Here is a 17,746-nt window from a genome sequence, read left to right as displayed (position 1 = left end):
CGAATCAGTTGAAAAAAGACAGGTTTTGAGAAAACTGAATCCCACAGTGTGCGGGCCGTTTCTCAAAACCTGCATAATCATCATGTCCTTATTTCACTTTCACGATAACCGTCGGGTCAAAGGGGTACATGCCAAATTTTTCGCCGTAAATCGCTAAACCACCGTTGCCTTCTACCGCCAAACGCAACACCAATTCGCCCGTTTGGATGGCTTTCTGGAGGGCCTCATTGGGTACATTTACTTCCAAACGATAGCCGTAGCTGCCCGCTTCGCGTAGTTTACGGTTTTGGGGTTGATAGTGCCACGACAATACCCCACGGTGGTCGGCGGGATCATCGGGCAGGTTGAGTTTTCCCGCCGCTACTCCGTTGAAACTGATGGCTACATCGCTCGGAAATTTAGTCTCATCGGTCATGGGATAAGAATTGGGATTGAGGCTATTGTCAAACGTACCGCCGCCGAGCATGTAGTTGTCGGCAATTTTGACGTCACCGCTTTTGTCTTTACCAAACAACTGTTTTGCGGAGGCTTCCATGATGAACGACGCCCCGTTGACGTTGTCTGCTTTTAGGTCGGTCGGCCATTTAATTTTGTATTCAAAATAACCGCTTCCTGCGCCGTTTACTTTCAATCCGTCCAACACATCCCACTGCTTCATTGACCATTTTGCATCGCTAAATTTATTGGGTGCAATGGTCAATAATCGTTGTTTTTCTCCACCGCCCGTCACTATTTCTGCGGCTTGGGGTTTCTCAATGATGTACATATTGAAATTGCGACTCAAGATATTTCCCTTGGCATCCTGCAACGTCAGCGCCAACACAGCCACCGATTTTTCGGAAGGCATCACCACGTACAACGGCGCGAGTGCCTGCTGAATCCACGGGCTGTATGGGACTTTTTTGGTAAAACTCTGCCACTTTTTAGCCTGTCCAAAAGCATCCCAGCCGTTCAGTTCCACTTTCAGGGTCAGCTCATTGCCCAAATCAGTGCGTCCTGTCATCGACGAAATCGTTAGGGGTACTTGCACCACTTCGGTCGGGCGCACGCTAAGTGAAATATCCTGGCCCGTAGTGACATAAATATCGGCGTGCAAATCCTTGAGACTCATACCCGGCACGAAGGCTTCCAAGCCCGTAAATTTTTGGGTACGGTCAAATTTAAAATAGCCGTTCCACTCGTTGATTACGTCGTGGTGCTCGGTGTACAACCAGCCCGCCACCAACGGATATTTACGAAAAGTATTGACCGAGCGGTGGTAGTCCCACGTCCAATCCACGTCGCCAGAACTGCCATCGTAGCCCCATACGTTGCCAAATTCGGAGTTGATGTTCGGTTGTCTGCCCACTTTGTAGCCATTTTCAAAATTAAAGGTAGAACCTTCGTACGTTTTGGTGGTCAAGTTTTTAAGGTAGTCTTCCCATCCATAGCCGGGCAGATACTCATGCCACGAGTTGATGTCCGTTTCGGTATGGCCCGCGCCGCAGCAAATTGAATTATCCTCAATCAAACGGCTAGAGTCGAGTGCTTTGGCTTTGCGGTACATGCTTGCCACCCACTGCTGGGTTTCGGGCAAGTATTTATCCACTTTTTTGCCGTTTTCTTCTACTTTGGTCTTTAATCCCCAAGTTTCATTGAAGAGAATCCACGAAAAAATGGCGGGGTGATTGAAATCTCGTTTGATGAGTTGGGGCAACACCCGCTCCGATTCGGCCCGGGCTTCGGCGTTGGGTTGTCCCCAGAAATTGGGTAAATCGGACATAATCAACAGCCCCATTTTATCCGCCCAATACAACTTACGGGGTACGTCAATTTTGATGTGCGTCCGGATGCCGTTTAAGCCAATATCCTTGGCCAATTTTATCTCATTTTTCATAAACTCATCCGTCGGAAAGGTATAAAAACCCTCTGGATGGTACGACTGGTCGAGCGCGATTTGGAGATAAATCGGCTGATTGTTAAGCGCGACATACGGAAAATTAGTCCCGGGCAAATTGACCACCGAAATTTTACGCATCCCGAAATAACTTTTAATTTTATCTCCTCCCAGCGCCGCTTCCACTTCGTACAGGTGCGGATTTTCCAGCGTCCAAAGTTTAAAATCAGGGATAGAAACGTCAAACATCAGTTGCGTTTGTCCCTTTCCAATGGTTTGCGAAACGGGCGCAGATACACCCGCTATGTTGAGTTTCAGCGCCAAATCTTGCGAGGCAGGTTGCGGCAAAGTGGCCGTTACCTGAACCTTGCCTTTGTCAATATCGGGCGTAAAATGCAGGGTTTCAAGATAATCATTGGCGCGCGCTTCCAGATAAATGGTTTGCCAAATGCCCCGTGCGTTGCCGTAGCCCTGTTTTCCGTATAAAGCATATTCACGGCGCTTATCATCTACCCGAATCACCAATTTTTGATTTGCTCCAGCCTGATTTGCACTGGCTTTTAAGCCAGTGACAGGAAGTTCAAATTCAAAGGGCACATAGCCACCTTCAAAAGTACCAAGTTCTTTGCCACCAAACCAAACGGTGGTTTTATAATCGCTGGCTCCAATGACCACAAAAATGCGTTGGCCCTTCCAATCTTTGGGAATAGAAATCGTGCGTTGATACCACGCAATATCGGCTTCATCTTTGACCCCCGACAGCGGTGCCCCCCACGGAAACGGCACATGGATGGTCAGGGGAAATTTTTGAGTGCCTTTGCCCCAACCCTGTTTCAGGCCGGCATCTTCTTTATCGAACCGAAACTCCCAGTCGCCGTTAAGGTTGAGCCAATTGGCACGCTCCCAATCAGGACGTGGGTGCTCTGGCAACGGTATATTGGTTTGGGCAGTAAGGGTCTGCATCCCAAAAAACAATAAACAAAGATAAATTGAGAAACGAAGCATATAGGATAGATATGTTTATGAAATAATCACAACTATTATTTAAAGCAATTTTGTCCCTTAAACTAATGCTTTCCTTACATTTGTAACCTTCCTATCAACCTTTAAAAACCGGATGAAAAAATTCCTTAAATGGACGGGTATCACGCTCGTCGCCTTGGTTATTATTTATTTTATCGGCCCTCGTCCCGAAAAAGCCATGTTATCTCCTACCCTCACGAGCGTGACGACTGATGTTGTCCAACTTGAAAAAGACATTCAAGAAACCGAATCACAGTTTGAGCTTAAACCCGACAACGAAGCCCGCATCATTTGGGCCGATACCGCCAAAAAGCAAAAAACCAAGTACAGCATGGTCTATATCCACGGTTTTGGGGCCAGTTGGGCGGAAGGCGACCCGATACACAAGCAACTAGCCCAAAAATACGGGTGTAATCTCTACCTCGCTCGCCTCTACGATGCTGGCGTAAAAAGTCCCGACGCGTTTCAAAACCTAACCCCCGAAAACTTTTTATCCAGCGCAAAATACGCCATTGCCGTAGCCAAATCCCTCGGCGACAGTGTTATTGTCATAGGTTGCTCGGCAGGTGGATTACTCAGTTCTTACATTGCCTCCGAACATCCTGACATCAAAGCACTTGTGCTGTATTCGCCTTGCTTCAAAGTCAATGGATTGGAAGTGGCAACGGGGCCTTGGGGCAAGCAATTGTTGCAACTGTTGAGCGGCTCCCACCGCGACCTCACGCATTATACCCCCGAGCGCGCCAATTACTGGCTAACGCGCTACCATACCAACGGGGTTATGACGCTGCAACAGACGATGGACGCCATCGTAAAACCAGAAACATTTGCCAAAATAAAGATGCCCGTTTTTATGGCGTACTATTACAAAGATGAAGAAAATCAAGACAAAGTAGTGTCGGTAGAAGCCATGCTCAAAGCCTTTGATGAACTGGGGACTCCTGCTGCTCAGAAGCGAAAAGTGGCGTTTCCCAATGCGGGTGAGCACGTTATTGCATCGCATTTTACTTCCAAAGACTTGGAAGGCGTATTTCGCGAAACAGACATTTTTTTAAAGGAAATCGTCTTTAAATGATAAAAGCAAAAAAATCTAAGATTTAATAAAAAGTGAAGATACTCCCAAGGTTTCTAAATCCTTTTGATTTAGTTGGGTAGTCATGTCAACGTCAACAAGTTGATAAAGAAAAAAAGAGAGTTCCTGAACGTCCCATTTACGGGTATACGCCTCTTTTTGAATGTAGGCCACCAAAAGATAAACCATTATTCCCACTAAAAATGAAGCCGTTGCGGTTCTCACTTTTGTATGTCCTACAATAATACCCACGATGGCGCTTTTCTGACTGGGCAACATGCCCGCTAACATTTGGTCTCCTTTGAGAGACATTTCATGCAGAAACTCTGCCGTAGGCAAACGTTCAAAACACTCACTGTCAACCACCGCTTTCATAATTTTGCCAGTCGCGATTTGTTTGCCGATGCTGTAAGTCATTTGTTTGGCGATGCAAACCGACAAACATTCAAGTGACAACTCCAATACTTGTTTTATTTTATCAAACGATTCATTGGTTGCTTCACTCACACAAACGGAAAACTCCGGCGCTTGGTAAAAATTATTTATATCAACGATGGATTGCTTCATGGGAAAATAACCGATTGGTTGTGCAAATTAGACTTAGCACTTTCCAATAGGTCACTTCCCAGAAGCACAGGCAGTTGTCATTTACAACATCCCGAAGTTATTCAAATAGTCAGTGATGGATTTACGAATCACCTCGTGGGCTTCTTCTCTACCATACACGTTGGCGATTTCGCAGGTCATCGGCTCGCCGGGTAAGTTCTTATACGTCAAAAAGTAGTGTTGCAAACGGTTCACAACACTTTGGGGCAAATCCGCGATGTCTTTGTATTTTCCGTACAACAGGTCGTCTTTCAACACCGCAATGATTTTATCGTCGGCCTCGCCTTTGTCAATCAGCCGCAAACCGCCGATGGGAATGGCCTGACAAATGATGTCACCGTGGGGAATGGTGCTTTCGCAAAGCACGCAAATATCAAGCGGGTCGCCGTCGCCTTCTTTGATGTCGCTACGACCCGACTGCTGACGGGCAAACTCTGCGATGGCATCGCCGCAGTAGGTCTTGGGCACAAAACCGTACAGCGCCGGAACAATATTTGAGTATTTCTGAGGGCGGTCAATTTTCAGGTAACCCGTCAGTTTATCAATTTCGTATTTAACCGTGTCGGTCGGTACAATTTCAATAAAGGTTGTAACGACTTCGGGGGCCTTTTCCCCGATGGGGATTCCGTGCCAAGGGTGCGATTTATAGACTGTTTTCATTTGTTAAATTGAATCTTTAGACAAACATTGGAAAATTTTGGAGAATTACCGACTTTGCATCGGTAAAAATCCAAATGATTAGTGAAATAACCGCATTCACCGTGCTTCAAAAAAACAAATTACGCCTATTTTTACTTTTTTCTGAGGTTCCTCCATCGTGCGTTTTGAAGAGGAAAAATAAGCGTAAATCACACGGTGTGGCTTTTGTACTTTAACCTTTATCAAACCAAGCCCCTCACTTTTTTTCATCAATTCTAAAAATCAATGAGCGAACTGAAAGTACCAACCATGGCCGAAATGGCCGCCGCTGGCGAAACCCCCGAAGTGTTGTTTTGGGTCGGCTGCGCGGGCTCCTTCGACGACCGTTATAAAAAAGTGACCATTGCTTTTGTCAAAATCCTGAACAAAGTAGGGATAAAATTTGCCGTGCTGGGCACCGAAGAAGGCTGCACTGGCGACCCCGCCCGCCGTGCGGGCAATGAGTTTTTGTTTCAAATGCAGGCCATGGCCAACATTCAGGTGTTGGATATGTACGGCATCAAAAAAATCGTGACGGCTTGCCCGCATTGCTTCAACACCCTCAAAAACGAATACCCTGACCTCGGCGGCAACTACGAAGTGATTCACCATTCGGAATTTCTGCAACAACTCATCAACGCGGGCAAAGTAAAAATCGAAGGGGGCGGTACGTTCAAAGGCCGTAAAATCACGTTTCATGATTCGTGCTACCTCGGCCGCGCCAACGATGTATACGAGGCACCCCGCGCGGTTTTGGAAGCCCTAGATGCCGATTTGATTGAAATGAAACGCTCCAAAGCCAAAGGACTTTGCTGCGGCGCGGGTGGGGCACAGATGTTTAAAGAACCCGAAAAAGGGAAAAAAGACGTCAACATTGAACGCATTGAAGAAGCCCTCGCCACGGGCGCCGACACGATTGCGGTGGGTTGCCCATTTTGTATGGTGATGATGAGCGACGGCGTTAAAAACAAAGAAAAAGAAGGCTCCGTCAAAGTCTTCGACTTGGCGGAACTTGTGGCGCAGGCCGAAGGTTTATAAGAAAGTTAGTGAAATAGTCATTAGGTAGTCATGCAATAGACATGAAGTGGATGTTTATTAACTGGTAGTCAACAACTTGACAATCTGTTACCACACTTAACAACCATAATTCACCAATCACTAATTCACTAATCACCATTCACTAATTACCATTCACCAATGTACATTCCTTTCGATCAAATAGATTTTGAAGCGCGCGTCTGGATTTATCAGGCAAATCGCCCGCTGACCAACGACGAAGTTGGCACACTTACCGAAACCCTCAAAGCCGCCTTGGACGAGTGGGAAGCCCACGGCCTGAAGCTCACAGCGTCGGGAAAAATCTTCCATAATCGGTTTGTTGTCATTGCCGTGGATGAAAGCAAAGAGCTGCCAAGTGGCTGTTCTATCGACAAATCTGTTCATTGGTTGCAGGAAATCGGCCCGCGTTTGGGCGTCGACTTTTTCGACCGCTCGTTGATGTACATTGACGACCGAGGAGAACTTCAAAGCATCCCAGTATCGGGCATTAAAAGCGCGGTCAACGCCGAAGAATTAGCTCCTGACACTACCGTCTTTGACAATACCGTTACCACAAAATCGCAATGGATGAAACGCTGGAAAGTACGCGCTGATGCCACATGGCTTAAACGCTATTTTGCAGCGCAGCAAGCCTCCTGAGCCATTATTCATCCCCAAATACGATGTGCCATGCCCCAAAGCATGGCATTTTTTTGCCCTATTTACAAAATTCCCTTATTCGAAAAGTGTAGAAATAATTACCCACATTGTTTATTCCCGCATATAATACCTTAAACACAAGAAATACAGCCAACTCATCATCAGCCTTTTAATCTATATTTACTTGTATTGGCATGACTATTTAAACGAGTGCATTCTACTCAAGCAACTCGCTCTTTTATGAAACCAATCATTCGATACACCCTATTTTCGCTTTCTATTTTTATCTTTAACAGTTGTCGTAAGCCCGAAAGAACCGAAGAATTATTGCTGGAAAAGTTACAAGACCAAAAGACGTACGCAGCGCTGCTTAGCTATTCTCACGCCATCGGAATTGATACCGCACGGGCCGCTAAAAAAGGCCCTTTGGGACTATTGGAAGAAATCAGTTATGGCCACAAACCGCGCTATATTCGCTATACTGCAAAGGTTTTACTCCCCGATTCGGCCCGAATTCGTGAAGTGGCTTGGGACGTAGTGGAAGGTAAAAACAAAAACATTGACGACGTGCTGGCGCGTTTAGAGCCTTCATTCCCCGTTTATTCTCAACTAAAAAACCACTACGCCCGATTTATCAAAAACGGACAGGCCGACAGCGCCGCCATCATTGCCGAATCGCTCAATGCCTACCGTTGGATGAACCGACAGGCGCAAGGAGCGGAACGCATGGTGCTGGTCAACACGCGTGGTGCGTATTTGAAAGGATTTGACTCAACGGGTGCCCAAAAACTGAGTATGCGGGTGATTGTGGGCAAAGCGGACTCTCCCACGCCGGGCATTGATACCTACGCCACCAACATCATTATGTATCCATATTGGAACGTCCCGACCAACATTGCCCTCCGGGAAATGTTGCCAAAAATCAGGGAGGATGAAGACTATTTGGAAGACAACGGAATGGCCGTCATTGATACCAAAGGCGATAGCGTAGACGCCCACTCCATCAACTGGGACGAAATTTCGGAAGACAATTTTCCGTATCGTTTTCGGCAAGACAACGGAGAAGATAATTCTCTGGGTTTGATGAAAGTAAACATCAAAAACCCGCTCGCAATTTATTTGCACGACACCAATGTTCGCACCCTTTTTGTCAGCGACCAACGCTGGCGAAGCCACGGTTGTGTGCGGTTGCAAAGCCCCGCGCAATTGGCCAATTTTTTGGCGGGAGAACACCTATTGGACGACGATTTTATCAATGAACCTGTCACCAATCAGAAGCCCAAATCGGATAAGTTAAAGCAAAAAGTGCCCGTATTTATTCTGTATTTAGGGGCCGACATCAACGATGCGGGTCAGTTGGTGTTTTTCAACGACGTGTACGGTTGGGAGCGAAAATCCGTTTGAGTTTCTTCGTCCAAACCCGCCAATAGTTTTGAGTTTTTGAGATAGGAATTATCAGGATAATACAAAAACAGCCCCGCGCCATTGCACAGCAGCGGAATGAGTTTTTTGGTATCGTCTACCGATACGGCGGGGCAGCCTTGACTGCGCCCCAAGCGGCCCGTACGCCGAATAAACTCCTCGCTCACGTAGTCGGCGCCGTGCATCACAATAGCCCGCTCCAGCGCGCGGTGATTGATATTTTCTTCCAATCCCTGCAATTTTAGCGACAGTCCGTGCTTGCCGTGGTAGGTGCTCAACGCGCGGTAAAAGCCCAAGCTAGATTGGTAAGAAGAATTTTTGTTGGAAAATTGACGGGCAAACTCCTCACCCGAATTGCGGCCGTGCGCCACATAGGTATTGTACAAAAGTTTATTTTCCTTTAAGTCAATCACGTACAAACGTTTGTGGCGGGAAGATTGGCTAAAATCGGCAATGGCAAGAATAGATTTTGTAAACTTTTCTTTTTGAAAACCCGCCCATGCGTACCGAAAACCTTCGAGAGAGAGGCCTGCTTCTTTGAGGCGGAGCGATTGATAGACCCGTTGCCATTGGGGCAGAGAATCGGGTTTTTGTTGCGTAGTATCTACCAAATGTTGGGTAGTAAATTGAGAAAATTGTAAAGGATGTTCTAACTTTTGAAAACCAACCAACGCCACAAAGGCCGTTACACAGGCGCTCACTACCAGCAACACATTTTTCATCCGTTATTCTCTTTTAAGTTTTTACTTCACAAATTTACGTTTATTCTTTCACGACGGTTTCAAAAAAACACCGCTTTTGGTGGGTTTGGTTCCATCTACCCATCATAGACTCCAACGCGTAGGTGTTTGATTTCTGTATAAAAATAGTTTAAGATTGATGGTTCTGGCTTAATTTTGACGATAAATCTTCACACACGCTTCTATAAATTCAATTCCTTTTGCATGAAAATTCTTTTAATTGAAGACGATATAAAAATCATTCAATCGCTGCGTAAAGGCCTCGAAGAGAACGGATATGAGGTAGATATTGCCTACGATGGCACAATTGGAAAACTGCTTGCCCGTCGAAATGACTACTTCGTCATCGTCTCTGATATTATCATTCCGGGCATCAACGGCGTGCAGCTTTGCCGTGAACTCCGAAGTGCGGGCGTTCGTACCCCGTTTATCATGCTGACCGCCCTGGGGGCGTTGGAAGAAAAGCTCGTGGGCTTCGATGCAGGCGCCGACGATTATTTGGTCAAACCGTTTGATTTTTTGGAGTTATTGGCCCGCATCAAGGTCGTCACCAAACGAGTTCAGTCTGAGCCAGTCACCGCGAATGTGCTCCGCTACGCCGACCTCGAAATGAACCTTACCACCCGCGAAATAACGCGCGGTAGCCAACGCATCGATTTGACGGGGAAAGAATACGCCCTCCTCGAATTTTTGCTCCGCAACGCCGAAAGGGTTCTGTCGAAAGTAGACATTGCCGAAAAAATCTGGGACATTCGTTTCGATACGGGCACCAACATTATCGAAGTATATATCACCCTTTTGCGCAAAAAAATTGACCGAGATTTTCCCGTCAAACTCATCCACACGCACTATGGCGTAGGCTACGTGCTCAAACAGGAGGCATAAATGCAGATTCGGACCAAGCTCACCGCACAATTCGCATTGCTGGTATCGGCCATTATGCTGATGGCATTTATCATCATTTATTTGATACGAATGACCTATGTAGAGCAGGAATTCTACAAACGGTTGCGGCACAAAGCCATCACTACCTGTGAGCTATTGGTAAAAGTAGAAGGCGTTGACTCTAAACTCCTTAGAAAGATTGACAAGACCAACTACGACGTACTTCACAACGAAAACTTGACGATTTATGACCACAAAAATGAAGAACTTTACACCAGCAATGAGACCCTTTACTACACCCTCACCCCCGAACTTCTCGACCAAATACGGCTCGAAAAAGAAGTTCAGTTTTCGGAAGGAAAAGCTAAAATTATCGGAATTGTGTACACCGACCGCTTCAACCGTGTCATATGTATTGCGGGGGCGGAAGATAAATACGGCGACGATGAACTGCGCAGTCTATGGCGAATTTTGACGGGAATGTACTTTGGTGTGATTGGGTTGGTGATTGTTGCGGGCTGGTATTTTGCGGGTCAGGCCATGAAACCCGTTTCCAATGCCATCGGACAGGTAAATCAAATTTATCCTAAGCTCATGGAGCAACGCCTGACCGTCCAAAACCCTCGCGACGAAGTGGGGCAACTGACCAGCACGTTCAACAAACTACTGGACCGCATCGGCGAGGTGTTTCGACTACAAAACCTGTTCATTTCCAACGTGTCGCATGAACTCAAAAACCCCCTTATGCGCATTGGGGCACAACTCGACGTGACCCTGCTCAAAGAACGAACCGAAGCCGAATACCGACAAACGCTGCTATCTATACGAGAGGATATTCGGGATTTGGGTCAACTCTCAGAAACACTGCTGGAACTGGCCAAAGTAAATGACCAAAACCGCAGTTTGATTTACAACGACGTCCGGATTGACGAAATCATCTGGGAAGCTCGTGATTTATTGCTCAAAGCCGAGCCTTCGTACCAAGTGCAAGTCCGAATGCTGAGCACCATTGAAGACGACAATCAGCTCATTGTCAAAGCCAATGCCCACCTGATGAAAACCGCCATCGTCAATCTGATGGAAAATGGCTGCAAGTTTTCGCCCGATTCAACCGTAGCGGTCGATGTATTTCCGATGGAAACTGACGTTGAAATCAGATTTACAAATACGGGAACCGTCATTTTACCCAAAGATTTACCGTACATATTTCAACCCTTTTTCAGAAGTGACAGCACAACCACTATCAAAGGCTACGGCGTGGGGTTGTCGTTGGTGGAGCGCATCGCCAAACTGCACAACGGCAACATTAAGGTAACTTCCGACGCCAACGCACAAACCACTTTTTTCTCCTTACTCATTCCCTACCGCCATTGATTTTTGCCCCGATTTCGCGTCTCTAGCTTCGTTTTTTACGTCTTAGATTTTCTTCATTTTTAGTAACTTTTTAATAATTCCTTCATAAGTTCTTAAGGATTGCCCCGTTTCTTTGCTATTGTAATACAAGCGATTGGCGCAGTGGCAACTGCCGCAATAAAGTATTCTCAATGCGCAGCTCTGAATGAAGACACGAATTTTGCCGAGATACGGCAACACGTACGACCGTCAGCGCGGAAAGCACAACCGACGCAGCGCAGTTATCAGTTTTTTGGCCATTTTGGCGGGCTTGATTTTCGTCTGCTTCTACCAATGGATGGCGCAGCGCAACATGACAGAAATGACGAACCGAGCCCTTTTGCGACAAGACTCGCTCGAAGCCGTTAAGTTGTCGCAGGATAAGGTTATTTTTTTGATGAAAGATACCATCAATCAGCTAAGACAAGCAAACCTACACCTGCAACAACAGCAATTTACATTCAAAAAAAGCGGAAAATGAAGGTAACATACGATTTGGTTGACTAGCAATGACGAGCGAGGTATGCTCACTCGTCATTCTTAACTTTTTTGTTGCCGTTACGACATTTTTTTTCAACCATTCCCCAAAATTATTTTTTTTTAATTGCTGCTTAAGGTGTTGTTAAGATTGCCGGAAGACCTTTGATTGTTAATTGTCCTGAGTGTTTGCCTCGCCCAAGCGGGAACGTCTCCGCTTGGGTATTCTTCCTCATCTATCTTCCAAACATCAACTCTATGAACAACGTTACCGTTATCATTCCTACCCTCAATGAAGAAGCCACCATTGCCAACGTTATTCGAAAAGCTCAAAATTGCGCCCAAGTTCGTGAAATCATCGTCATCGACGATCAATCTTACGACAATACCGTTGAAGTAGCCATGCTCTCTGGCGCAACCGCCTTTACGAGTACACAATTGGGGAAAGGGGCGTCTATGCGCGAAGGCCTTATGATGGCCCAATCTGATATTATCGTTTTTCTGGATGCCGACATTCCGACCTACCCCGAAAACGTCGTGGATATTCTCGTTGAGCCGCTTCTAAAAAATGAAGCCGACTTTGTAAAATCTTATTTTGACCGTCAGGCGGGGCGCGTAACGGAGTTGGTGGCCAAGCCGCTGCTGAGCATTTTATTCCCCGCCCTCACGCATTTCAAACAACCGCTGAGTGGCATCATTGCGGGCCGAAAATCATTCTTTGAAAAAATTGATTTTGAAAATGATTACGGTGTTGACATCGGAATTTTGTTGGATATGCATCGTCTCGAAACCCGCATTGCCGAAGTGAGCATCGGAACGGTCGAAAATAAAATGAAGCCTTGGCAAGAGCTCGGTAAAATGTCGAGAGAAGTGACAAAAGCCATTCTGGCGCGCACCAATCAAATCACGGAGCCCTCCCTCGAAAACCTCGAAAACATCAACGTTATTCGGCACGAGATGACCGACGCCATCAGGGAATCAATGGTGGGATTGCGCAAAATGGTGGTTTTTGACATGGACAATACCATTCTGCGGGCTGGTTTTATTCACACCGCCGCCGATGCTTTTGGGTTCAAGAAGGAACTTTGGCAAATCGTGGCCGAACAAACCAACCCCGTGGTGCGTACCAAGCAGATTGCCCAACTGCTACACGGAAAAACCTTCGGTGAAATCATTGAAGTTGTCAAATCCATTCCCGTCGTGGCTGATTTCGGGGAAATTGTGGCGGAATTAAAACAAAAAGGATTCATCACGGGCATCATCAGCGACAGTTATACTTGCGTCACTGGCCACCTCAAAAATTTATTTGGGCTGGATTTTACTTTGGCCAATGAACTTGAATTTTCGCGGAGCGTGGCCACGGGTCAAGTCAAAATCCCGTCGTATTTTTTCAAGCGCAACACTTCCAATTGCGGGCATGATTTCTGCAAAACCAATGCGCTGTCTTACCTTTCAGAAATCTACCACGTGGGTTTTGAAAACATCATGGCCATCGGCGACGGAGAAAACGACATTTGCATGATTCGCAAATCAGGCATTGGTGTTTCTTTTTGCACCAAAAACCAAATTTTAGAAAACAGCGCCGATGTGGTACTCAGCAAGCCCTATTTTCGTCCCATTTTGAAACTGGTTTGAGTATCCACGCTGGACTGATTAAATCAGTCCAGAGATTTTAAACATTACGATGAAATACATCACCAAAAACAAAGCTCCTTCCCAAGTGGAGATGCGCTTATCTTGGGCCAAAAGATAAAAAAAGGCCGATGCAGCCACGAGTATCGGCAACGCAAGCGACAGAAGCTGGCCGCTGGCCGTTAGGTTTCCCGCCCAGCTTGCCACGCCCGGAATGACCAAAACGTTGAAGATACACGAGCCCATCACGTTGCCAATCGCCAACGACGCTTTACCCTGCTTTACCGAAAAATAGTTGACCGCCAACTCGGGCAGCGTCGTTCCTAACGACAACACAGTGAGGGCAATGATGGACGGAGGAATCGTTAGAATTTCGGCGATTCGGGTGATACTCAACACCGTATAGTCGGCCCCAAAATAAATTCCGACGCCGGCCAAAACCAGAATCAGCCCCACTTTGCCCCATGTAGGAGTGATTTCGGTGGTTTCTTCGGGTTCGTCTTCATTGCCGGCCCTCAGGAGATAAAGGCTGTATATCACAAAGATAAGAATCAAAAAAGCCCCTTCTTTCCACGTAAGGATGCCGTCTTGTAAAAACAAATAAAAGACCAGCGCCGAGCCTAGCAGATAATGAAGGTCAATCATAAGGTAACGTTTCCCTAAGTCAATCGTTCGGCGATTCATCAAGGCCGTAAAACCCACAATCAAGAAAATATTGGAGATATTGGCCCCGATGAGATTTCCCGCCACAATCTCCGCCTGCCCCGACGAAATGGACAAAAGGGCCGTTACCAATTCGGGCAATGAAGTGCCAATGCCTACGATAAAAATACCCGTCACGAAGGGAGGGAGCTTGAGGAGTCGGCCTGCGCTTTCGGCGGCATTGGTAAAAAAACGGGCGGCAACCAACAAAACCGTTAGGCTACCCACAAAAAGTAAAATCCAGTTAAGAAGCATCGTTTCTATTTTGCTTAATATTTCTGCAAAATCGGTGTTTTTTGCGTAAATAGCGAGTTTTTAACGACTTTTTAAGGATTCAGTTGTTGTTTTAACCCATTCTTAAATTATCAATTATGATTACTACCATTATTATCATTTTTGTCATAGGTTACCTCTTTATTACCCTTGAGCACAACATTAATCTCAACAAAACTGCAACTGCTTTATTGACAGGTGTCATCTGTTGGACCCTCTATGCCTTAGGGAGTAGTGATTCACACCACATCGTCGAAGAGCTTTCCCATCATTTAGCCAATATATCCGAGATTGCCTTTTTCTTGTTGGGGGCCATGACCATTGTAGAGTTGGTCGACGCCCATCAAGGATTTGGCGTGATTACGGAGCGTATTCACACCAAAGACAGCCGCGCTTTGCTGTGGATTATCAGCATTCTTACGTTTTTTCTGTCGGCGGTTTTGGACAACCTTACCACGGCCATTGTGATGGTATCGTTGCTGCGTAAAATCATTCGGGATGATGAAATGCGGCGTTTTTTTGCAGGGATTGTCATCATCGCCGCAAACGCAGGCGGTGCGTGGTCGCCGCTGGGAGATGTCACCACGACGATGTTGTGGATTGGCGGGCAGATTTCAGCCGTCAATGTCATGAAAACCCTCTTTATTCCGAGCCTTATTGCGTTGATTGTTCCCCTTATTTATCTTTCATTTAAACTTAAAGGGTCAATTGCTACCCCAAAGGTTTCAAAGAAATCGGAGGCCGATGATGTAACCGACAAAGAACGTAACATCATGTTTGGGACGGGCATTGGGATGCTTTTATTCGTTCCCATTTTTAAAACCGTGACGCACCTACCGCCTTACATGGGTATTCTGCTGGCGTTGGGCGTGGTTTGGATTGTTTCAGAAATCCTCCATTCCAAAAAAGACGAAGAAGACCGCAAGCCCTTTACGGCCAGTCATGCATTAAGTAAAATTGACACCAGCAGTATTTTATTCTTTATGGGCATACTTCTAGCCATTGGCGTCTTGGAAGTAACGCACGTATTGACCGACCTAGCGACATGGATGAACAATACCATCGGCAACCTCGACGCCATCGTTTTTATCATCGGGATTGCTTCGGCGGTCATTGACAACGTGCCACTCGTGGCAGCCTCCATGGGTATGTACGATTTGGCAACTTACCCCCAAGACCACCGAATCTGGGAATTTTTGGCCTATTGCGCGGGTACGGGCGGCAGTATGTTGATCATTGGCTCAGCGGCGGGCGTAGCCGTAATGGGCATGGAGCGCATCAGCTTTTTCTGGTATCTCAAGCGCATCAGTCTTCTGGCGTTGATTGGGTACGTGGCGGGCGCGCTGGTGTTTTTGTTTGTGTAAGATTGGATTTACCTTTGGGAATTGAAGAACTATTCAACCAGTTTTTATCATCAACAAATCCAATTTCCAAATTTATCAGATGCAAACAATCTTAGAATCACTGCGCATTTCCAGCACAAATCACGGCGTCAGTACGGGCTTGGCCGCTTGGGAAGGTCGGGGAGAAGAGTTGTCTTCATTTTCACCAGTAGACGGTCAACTCATCGGCAAAGTTCACGCGGCATCCCGCGAAGATTACGATACGGTCATCGGTCAGGCCCAGGAAGCTTTCAAAACGTGGCGGCTTGTGCCCGCCCCCAAGCGCGGCGACATCGTTCGGCAAATGGGCGAGCAATTGCGCAAATACAAAACCGAACTCGGCACCTTGGTCAGTTATGAAATGGGCAAAAGCCTCCAAGAAGGCCTCGGTGAAGTGCAAGAAATGATTGACATCTGCGATTTTGCCGTCGGGCTGTCGCGCCAATTATACGGACTCACTATGCACAGCGAGCGCCCTTCGCACCGGATGTATGAGCAGTGGCATCCGCTGGGCATTGTGGGCATTATTTCCGCGTTCAATTTTCCCGTGGCCGTGTGGTCATGGAACTCCATGCTGGCGTGGGTCTGCGGCGACGTTTGCGTGTGGAAACCTTCCGAAAAAACGCCTTTAACGGCCATTGCTTGCCAAAATATCATTCAGGAAGTATTGAAAACCAACGATGTTCCCGAAGGAGTTTCGGGCCTGATTATCGGTGGACACGAAGTGGGCGAATGGCTCTCGCACGATGAACGGGTGCCGTTGGTTTCGGCAACGGGCAGTACGCGCATGGGCAAAGCCGTGGGGCAAGCCGTGGGTGGCCGTTTGGGGCGCAGTTTGTTGGAATTGGGCGGCAACAACGCCATCATCATTTCGCAACATGCCAACCTGCCATTGGCCATTCCAGCCATTGTGTTTGGGGCCGTAGGAACGGCGGGCCAACGCTGCACCAGTACCCGCCGGTTGATTATCCACGAAAGCATCTATGAGGACGTAAAACAGCGTCTGGTCAAAGCCTATGGTCAACTGCGCATCGGCAACCCACTCGACAGCAACATCCACGTTGGCCCGTTGATTGATACTTTAGCCGTCAAAAACTACCAGTCGGCGGTCGACGAAGTACGCATTGCGGGCGGTACCTTTGTGGTAGAACCGGGCGTTTTGACTGGTCCTGATTTTGCATCGGGCTGCTACGTACAACCCTGCGTTGCCGAAGTCGAAAATCACTGGCCGATTGTGCAACACGAAACCTTTGCACCCATCTTATATCTCATCAAATACAGTACTTTAGAGGAAGCCATTTCTTTACAAAATGGCGTACCACAGGGGCTTTCTTCGGCCATCTTTACGCTCAATTTGCGTGAATCCGAGTTGTTTTTGAGTCAAGCGGGTTCGGATTGCGGCATTGCCAATGTCAACATCGGCACCTCAGGCGCCGAAATCGGCGGGGCATTTGGCGGCGAAAAAGAAACAGGCGGGGGGCGCGAATCCGGCTCCGATGCGTGGCGAGCCTACATGCGCCGTCAGACCAATACCATCAACTACGGCACCACGTTGCCGTTGGCGCAAGGAATTAAATTTGAAATTTAAAAAAACTCACTTCTCCAATTACAGGTCACCGCTGTACGGTCCAATTTACTGGCCAACGCAGCGGTGATTTCTGTTTTCTAGCCATTCAATTTTAATCTTTTTATACGACCAACGTGGTCATTTATTTTATACTTTAAATATATAGACTATCTATTTAAAGACCAAAAATTGGCTTTTTAGGATAAAAAGTTATCAAACGGTCGATTTTGAGCAATAATTTCCCCAAAAGACAGCAGTGTAGTCCGTATTTTTGTACTGTTACAATTCCGCTCTAAAGGCCCTACTTTTATTCACCTTTGC

Annotated in this window: 15 protein-coding genes; 10 read left to right on the top strand and 5 right to left on the bottom strand. The window is 46.8% G+C overall.

Annotated features, from left to right (window positions below; all coding sequences use genetic code 11):
• Nucleotides 1-88: 88 nt before the first annotated feature.
• Nucleotides 89-2,881, bottom strand: coding sequence for a glycoside hydrolase family 2 protein (locus DVG78_RS23350; protein ID WP_114463453.1), 2,793 nt, complete (start codon nt 2,879-2,881; stop codon nt 89-91).
• 112 nt (nt 2,882-2,993) lie between these two features.
• Between DVG78_RS23350 and DVG78_RS23345 the strand changes: the two genes are divergently transcribed.
• Complete coding sequence (locus DVG78_RS23345) at nt 2,994-3,974, top strand: alpha/beta hydrolase (RefSeq protein ID WP_114463452.1); 981 nt, start codon at nt 2,994-2,996, stop codon at nt 3,972-3,974.
• A 15-nt stretch (nt 3,975-3,989) separates the two neighbouring features.
• On the opposite strand, the gene DVG78_RS23340 is transcribed toward DVG78_RS23345, so the two are convergent.
• Nucleotides 3,990-4,538, bottom strand: coding sequence for a hypothetical protein (locus tag DVG78_RS23340; protein ID WP_114463451.1), 549 nt, complete (start codon nt 4,536-4,538; stop codon nt 3,990-3,992).
• 81 nt (nt 4,539-4,619) lie between these two features.
• Entirely contained in the window at nt 4,620-5,237 is a 618-nt protein-coding gene (locus tag DVG78_RS23335; protein ID WP_114069579.1) for an inorganic pyrophosphatase, read from the bottom strand.
• Between the two features lie 264 nt (nt 5,238-5,501).
• On the opposite strand from DVG78_RS23335, the gene DVG78_RS23330 reads away from it, so the two are divergent.
• From DVG78_RS23330 to DVG78_RS23320, 3 genes are all read left to right on the top strand, one after another.
• Nucleotides 5,502-6,293 (top strand): (Fe-S)-binding protein, encoded by a 792-nt coding sequence (locus DVG78_RS23330; RefSeq protein ID WP_114463450.1) that lies wholly within the window; start codon nt 5,502-5,504, stop codon nt 6,291-6,293.
• 159 nt (nt 6,294-6,452) lie between these two features.
• Nucleotides 6,453-6,953 carry a hypothetical protein gene (locus tag DVG78_RS23325; RefSeq protein ID WP_114463449.1) on the top strand — a complete coding sequence of 167 codons (501 nt, stop codon included), beginning with the start codon at nt 6,453-6,455 and terminating at the stop codon, nt 6,951-6,953.
• 240 nt (nt 6,954-7,193) lie between these two features.
• Nucleotides 7,194-8,357 carry a L,D-transpeptidase family protein gene (locus tag DVG78_RS23320; protein ID WP_114463448.1) on the top strand — a complete coding sequence of 388 codons (1,164 nt, stop codon included), beginning with the start codon at nt 7,194-7,196 and terminating at the stop codon, nt 8,355-8,357.
• Here the strand turns inward: DVG78_RS23320 and DVG78_RS23315 are convergent.
• A complete protein-coding gene (locus DVG78_RS23315) occupies nt 8,306-9,097 on the bottom strand; it encodes a murein L,D-transpeptidase catalytic domain family protein (protein WP_114463447.1) in 792 nt (263 codons plus the stop codon). The two genes, DVG78_RS23320 and DVG78_RS23315, sit on opposite strands and share 52 nt — an antisense overlap.
• A gap of 222 nt (nt 9,098-9,319) precedes the next feature.
• On the opposite strand from DVG78_RS23315, the gene DVG78_RS23310 reads away from it, so the two are divergent.
• The 4 genes from DVG78_RS23310 (at nt 9,320) to DVG78_RS23295 (ending at nt 13,504) form a co-directional block, all read left to right on the top strand.
• The gene (locus DVG78_RS23310; protein WP_114463446.1) at nt 9,320-10,000 is read left to right on the top strand and encodes a response regulator; all 681 of its coding nucleotides are present in this window, start codon (nt 9,320-9,322) and stop codon (nt 9,998-10,000) included.
• Nucleotides 10,001-11,374, top strand: a complete 1,374-nt coding sequence (locus DVG78_RS23305; protein WP_114463445.1) for a sensor histidine kinase — start codon at nt 10,001-10,003, stop codon at nt 11,372-11,374. It begins immediately after the preceding gene.
• A gap of 184 nt (nt 11,375-11,558) precedes the next feature.
• Nucleotides 11,559-11,873, top strand: a complete 315-nt coding sequence (locus tag DVG78_RS23300; protein ID WP_114463444.1) for a hypothetical protein — start codon at nt 11,559-11,561, stop codon at nt 11,871-11,873.
• A gap of 254 nt (nt 11,874-12,127) precedes the next feature.
• Nucleotides 12,128-13,504 (top strand): HAD-IB family phosphatase, encoded by a 1,377-nt coding sequence (locus DVG78_RS23295; RefSeq protein WP_114463443.1) that lies wholly within the window; start codon nt 12,128-12,130, stop codon nt 13,502-13,504.
• An 18-nt stretch (nt 13,505-13,522) separates the two neighbouring features.
• Here DVG78_RS23295 and DVG78_RS23290 read toward each other — a convergent pair whose 3' ends face one another.
• Nucleotides 13,523-14,458 (bottom strand): sodium:calcium antiporter, encoded by a 936-nt coding sequence (locus DVG78_RS23290; protein ID WP_114463442.1) that lies wholly within the window; start codon nt 14,456-14,458, stop codon nt 13,523-13,525.
• Between the two features lie 116 nt (nt 14,459-14,574).
• Here DVG78_RS23290 and nhaD point away from each other — a divergent pair, with 116 nt between their 5' ends.
• Entirely contained in the window at nt 14,575-15,840 is a 1,266-nt protein-coding gene (gene nhaD, locus DVG78_RS23285; RefSeq protein ID WP_114463441.1) for a sodium:proton antiporter NhaD, read from the top strand.
• Nucleotides 15,841-15,919: 79 nt separating this feature from the next.
• Nucleotides 15,920-17,446 (top strand): L-piperidine-6-carboxylate dehydrogenase, encoded by a 1,527-nt coding sequence (gene amaB / locus DVG78_RS23280; RefSeq protein ID WP_114463440.1) that lies wholly within the window; start codon nt 15,920-15,922, stop codon nt 17,444-17,446.
• The last annotated feature ends 300 nt before the right edge of the window (nt 17,447-17,746 follow it).

This window comes from Runella aurantiaca, from assembly GCF_003339505.1.
Taxonomy (GTDB): Bacteria; Bacteroidota; Bacteroidia; order Cytophagales; family Spirosomataceae; genus Runella; species Runella aurantiaca.
This window is presented reverse-complemented; position numbering and strand designations above follow the sequence as displayed.

Bases quoted from the DNA above. Each gene is read 5' to 3' on its own strand.
- DVG78_RS23295 (WP_114463443.1), top strand. From the start codon at position 12,128: ATGAACAACGTTACCGTTATCATTCCTACCCTCAATGAAGAAGCCACC.
- DVG78_RS23330 (WP_114463450.1), top strand. From the start codon at position 5,502: ATGAGCGAACTGAAAGTACCAACCATGGCCGAAATGGCCGCCGCTGGC.
- DVG78_RS23315 (WP_114463447.1), bottom strand. From the start codon at position 9,097: ATGAAAAATGTGTTGCTGGTAGTGAGCGCCTGTGTAACGGCCTTTGTG.
- DVG78_RS23310 (WP_114463446.1), top strand. From the start codon at position 9,320: ATGAAAATTCTTTTAATTGAAGACGATATAAAAATCATTCAATCGCTG.
- DVG78_RS23320 (WP_114463448.1), top strand. From the start codon at position 7,194: ATGAAACCAATCATTCGATACACCCTATTTTCGCTTTCTATTTTTATC.
- DVG78_RS23345 (WP_114463452.1), top strand. From the start codon at position 2,994: ATGAAAAAATTCCTTAAATGGACGGGTATCACGCTCGTCGCCTTGGTT.
- DVG78_RS23325 (WP_114463449.1), top strand. From the start codon at position 6,453: ATGTACATTCCTTTCGATCAAATAGATTTTGAAGCGCGCGTCTGGATT.
- amaB (WP_114463440.1), top strand. From the start codon at position 15,920: ATGCAAACAATCTTAGAATCACTGCGCATTTCCAGCACAAATCACGGC.
- DVG78_RS23305 (WP_114463445.1), top strand. From the start codon at position 10,001: ATGCAGATTCGGACCAAGCTCACCGCACAATTCGCATTGCTGGTATCG.
- DVG78_RS23350 (WP_114463453.1), bottom strand. From the start codon at position 2,881: ATGCTTCGTTTCTCAATTTATCTTTGTTTATTGTTTTTTGGGATGCAG.
- DVG78_RS23300 (WP_114463444.1), top strand. From the start codon at position 11,559: ATGAAGACACGAATTTTGCCGAGATACGGCAACACGTACGACCGTCAG.
- DVG78_RS23290 (WP_114463442.1), bottom strand. From the start codon at position 14,458: ATGCTTCTTAACTGGATTTTACTTTTTGTGGGTAGCCTAACGGTTTTG.
- nhaD (WP_114463441.1), top strand. From the start codon at position 14,575: ATGATTACTACCATTATTATCATTTTTGTCATAGGTTACCTCTTTATT.
- DVG78_RS23335 (WP_114069579.1), bottom strand. From the start codon at position 5,237: ATGAAAACAGTCTATAAATCGCACCCTTGGCACGGAATCCCCATCGGG.
- DVG78_RS23340 (WP_114463451.1), bottom strand. From the start codon at position 4,538: ATGAAGCAATCCATCGTTGATATAAATAATTTTTACCAAGCGCCGGAG.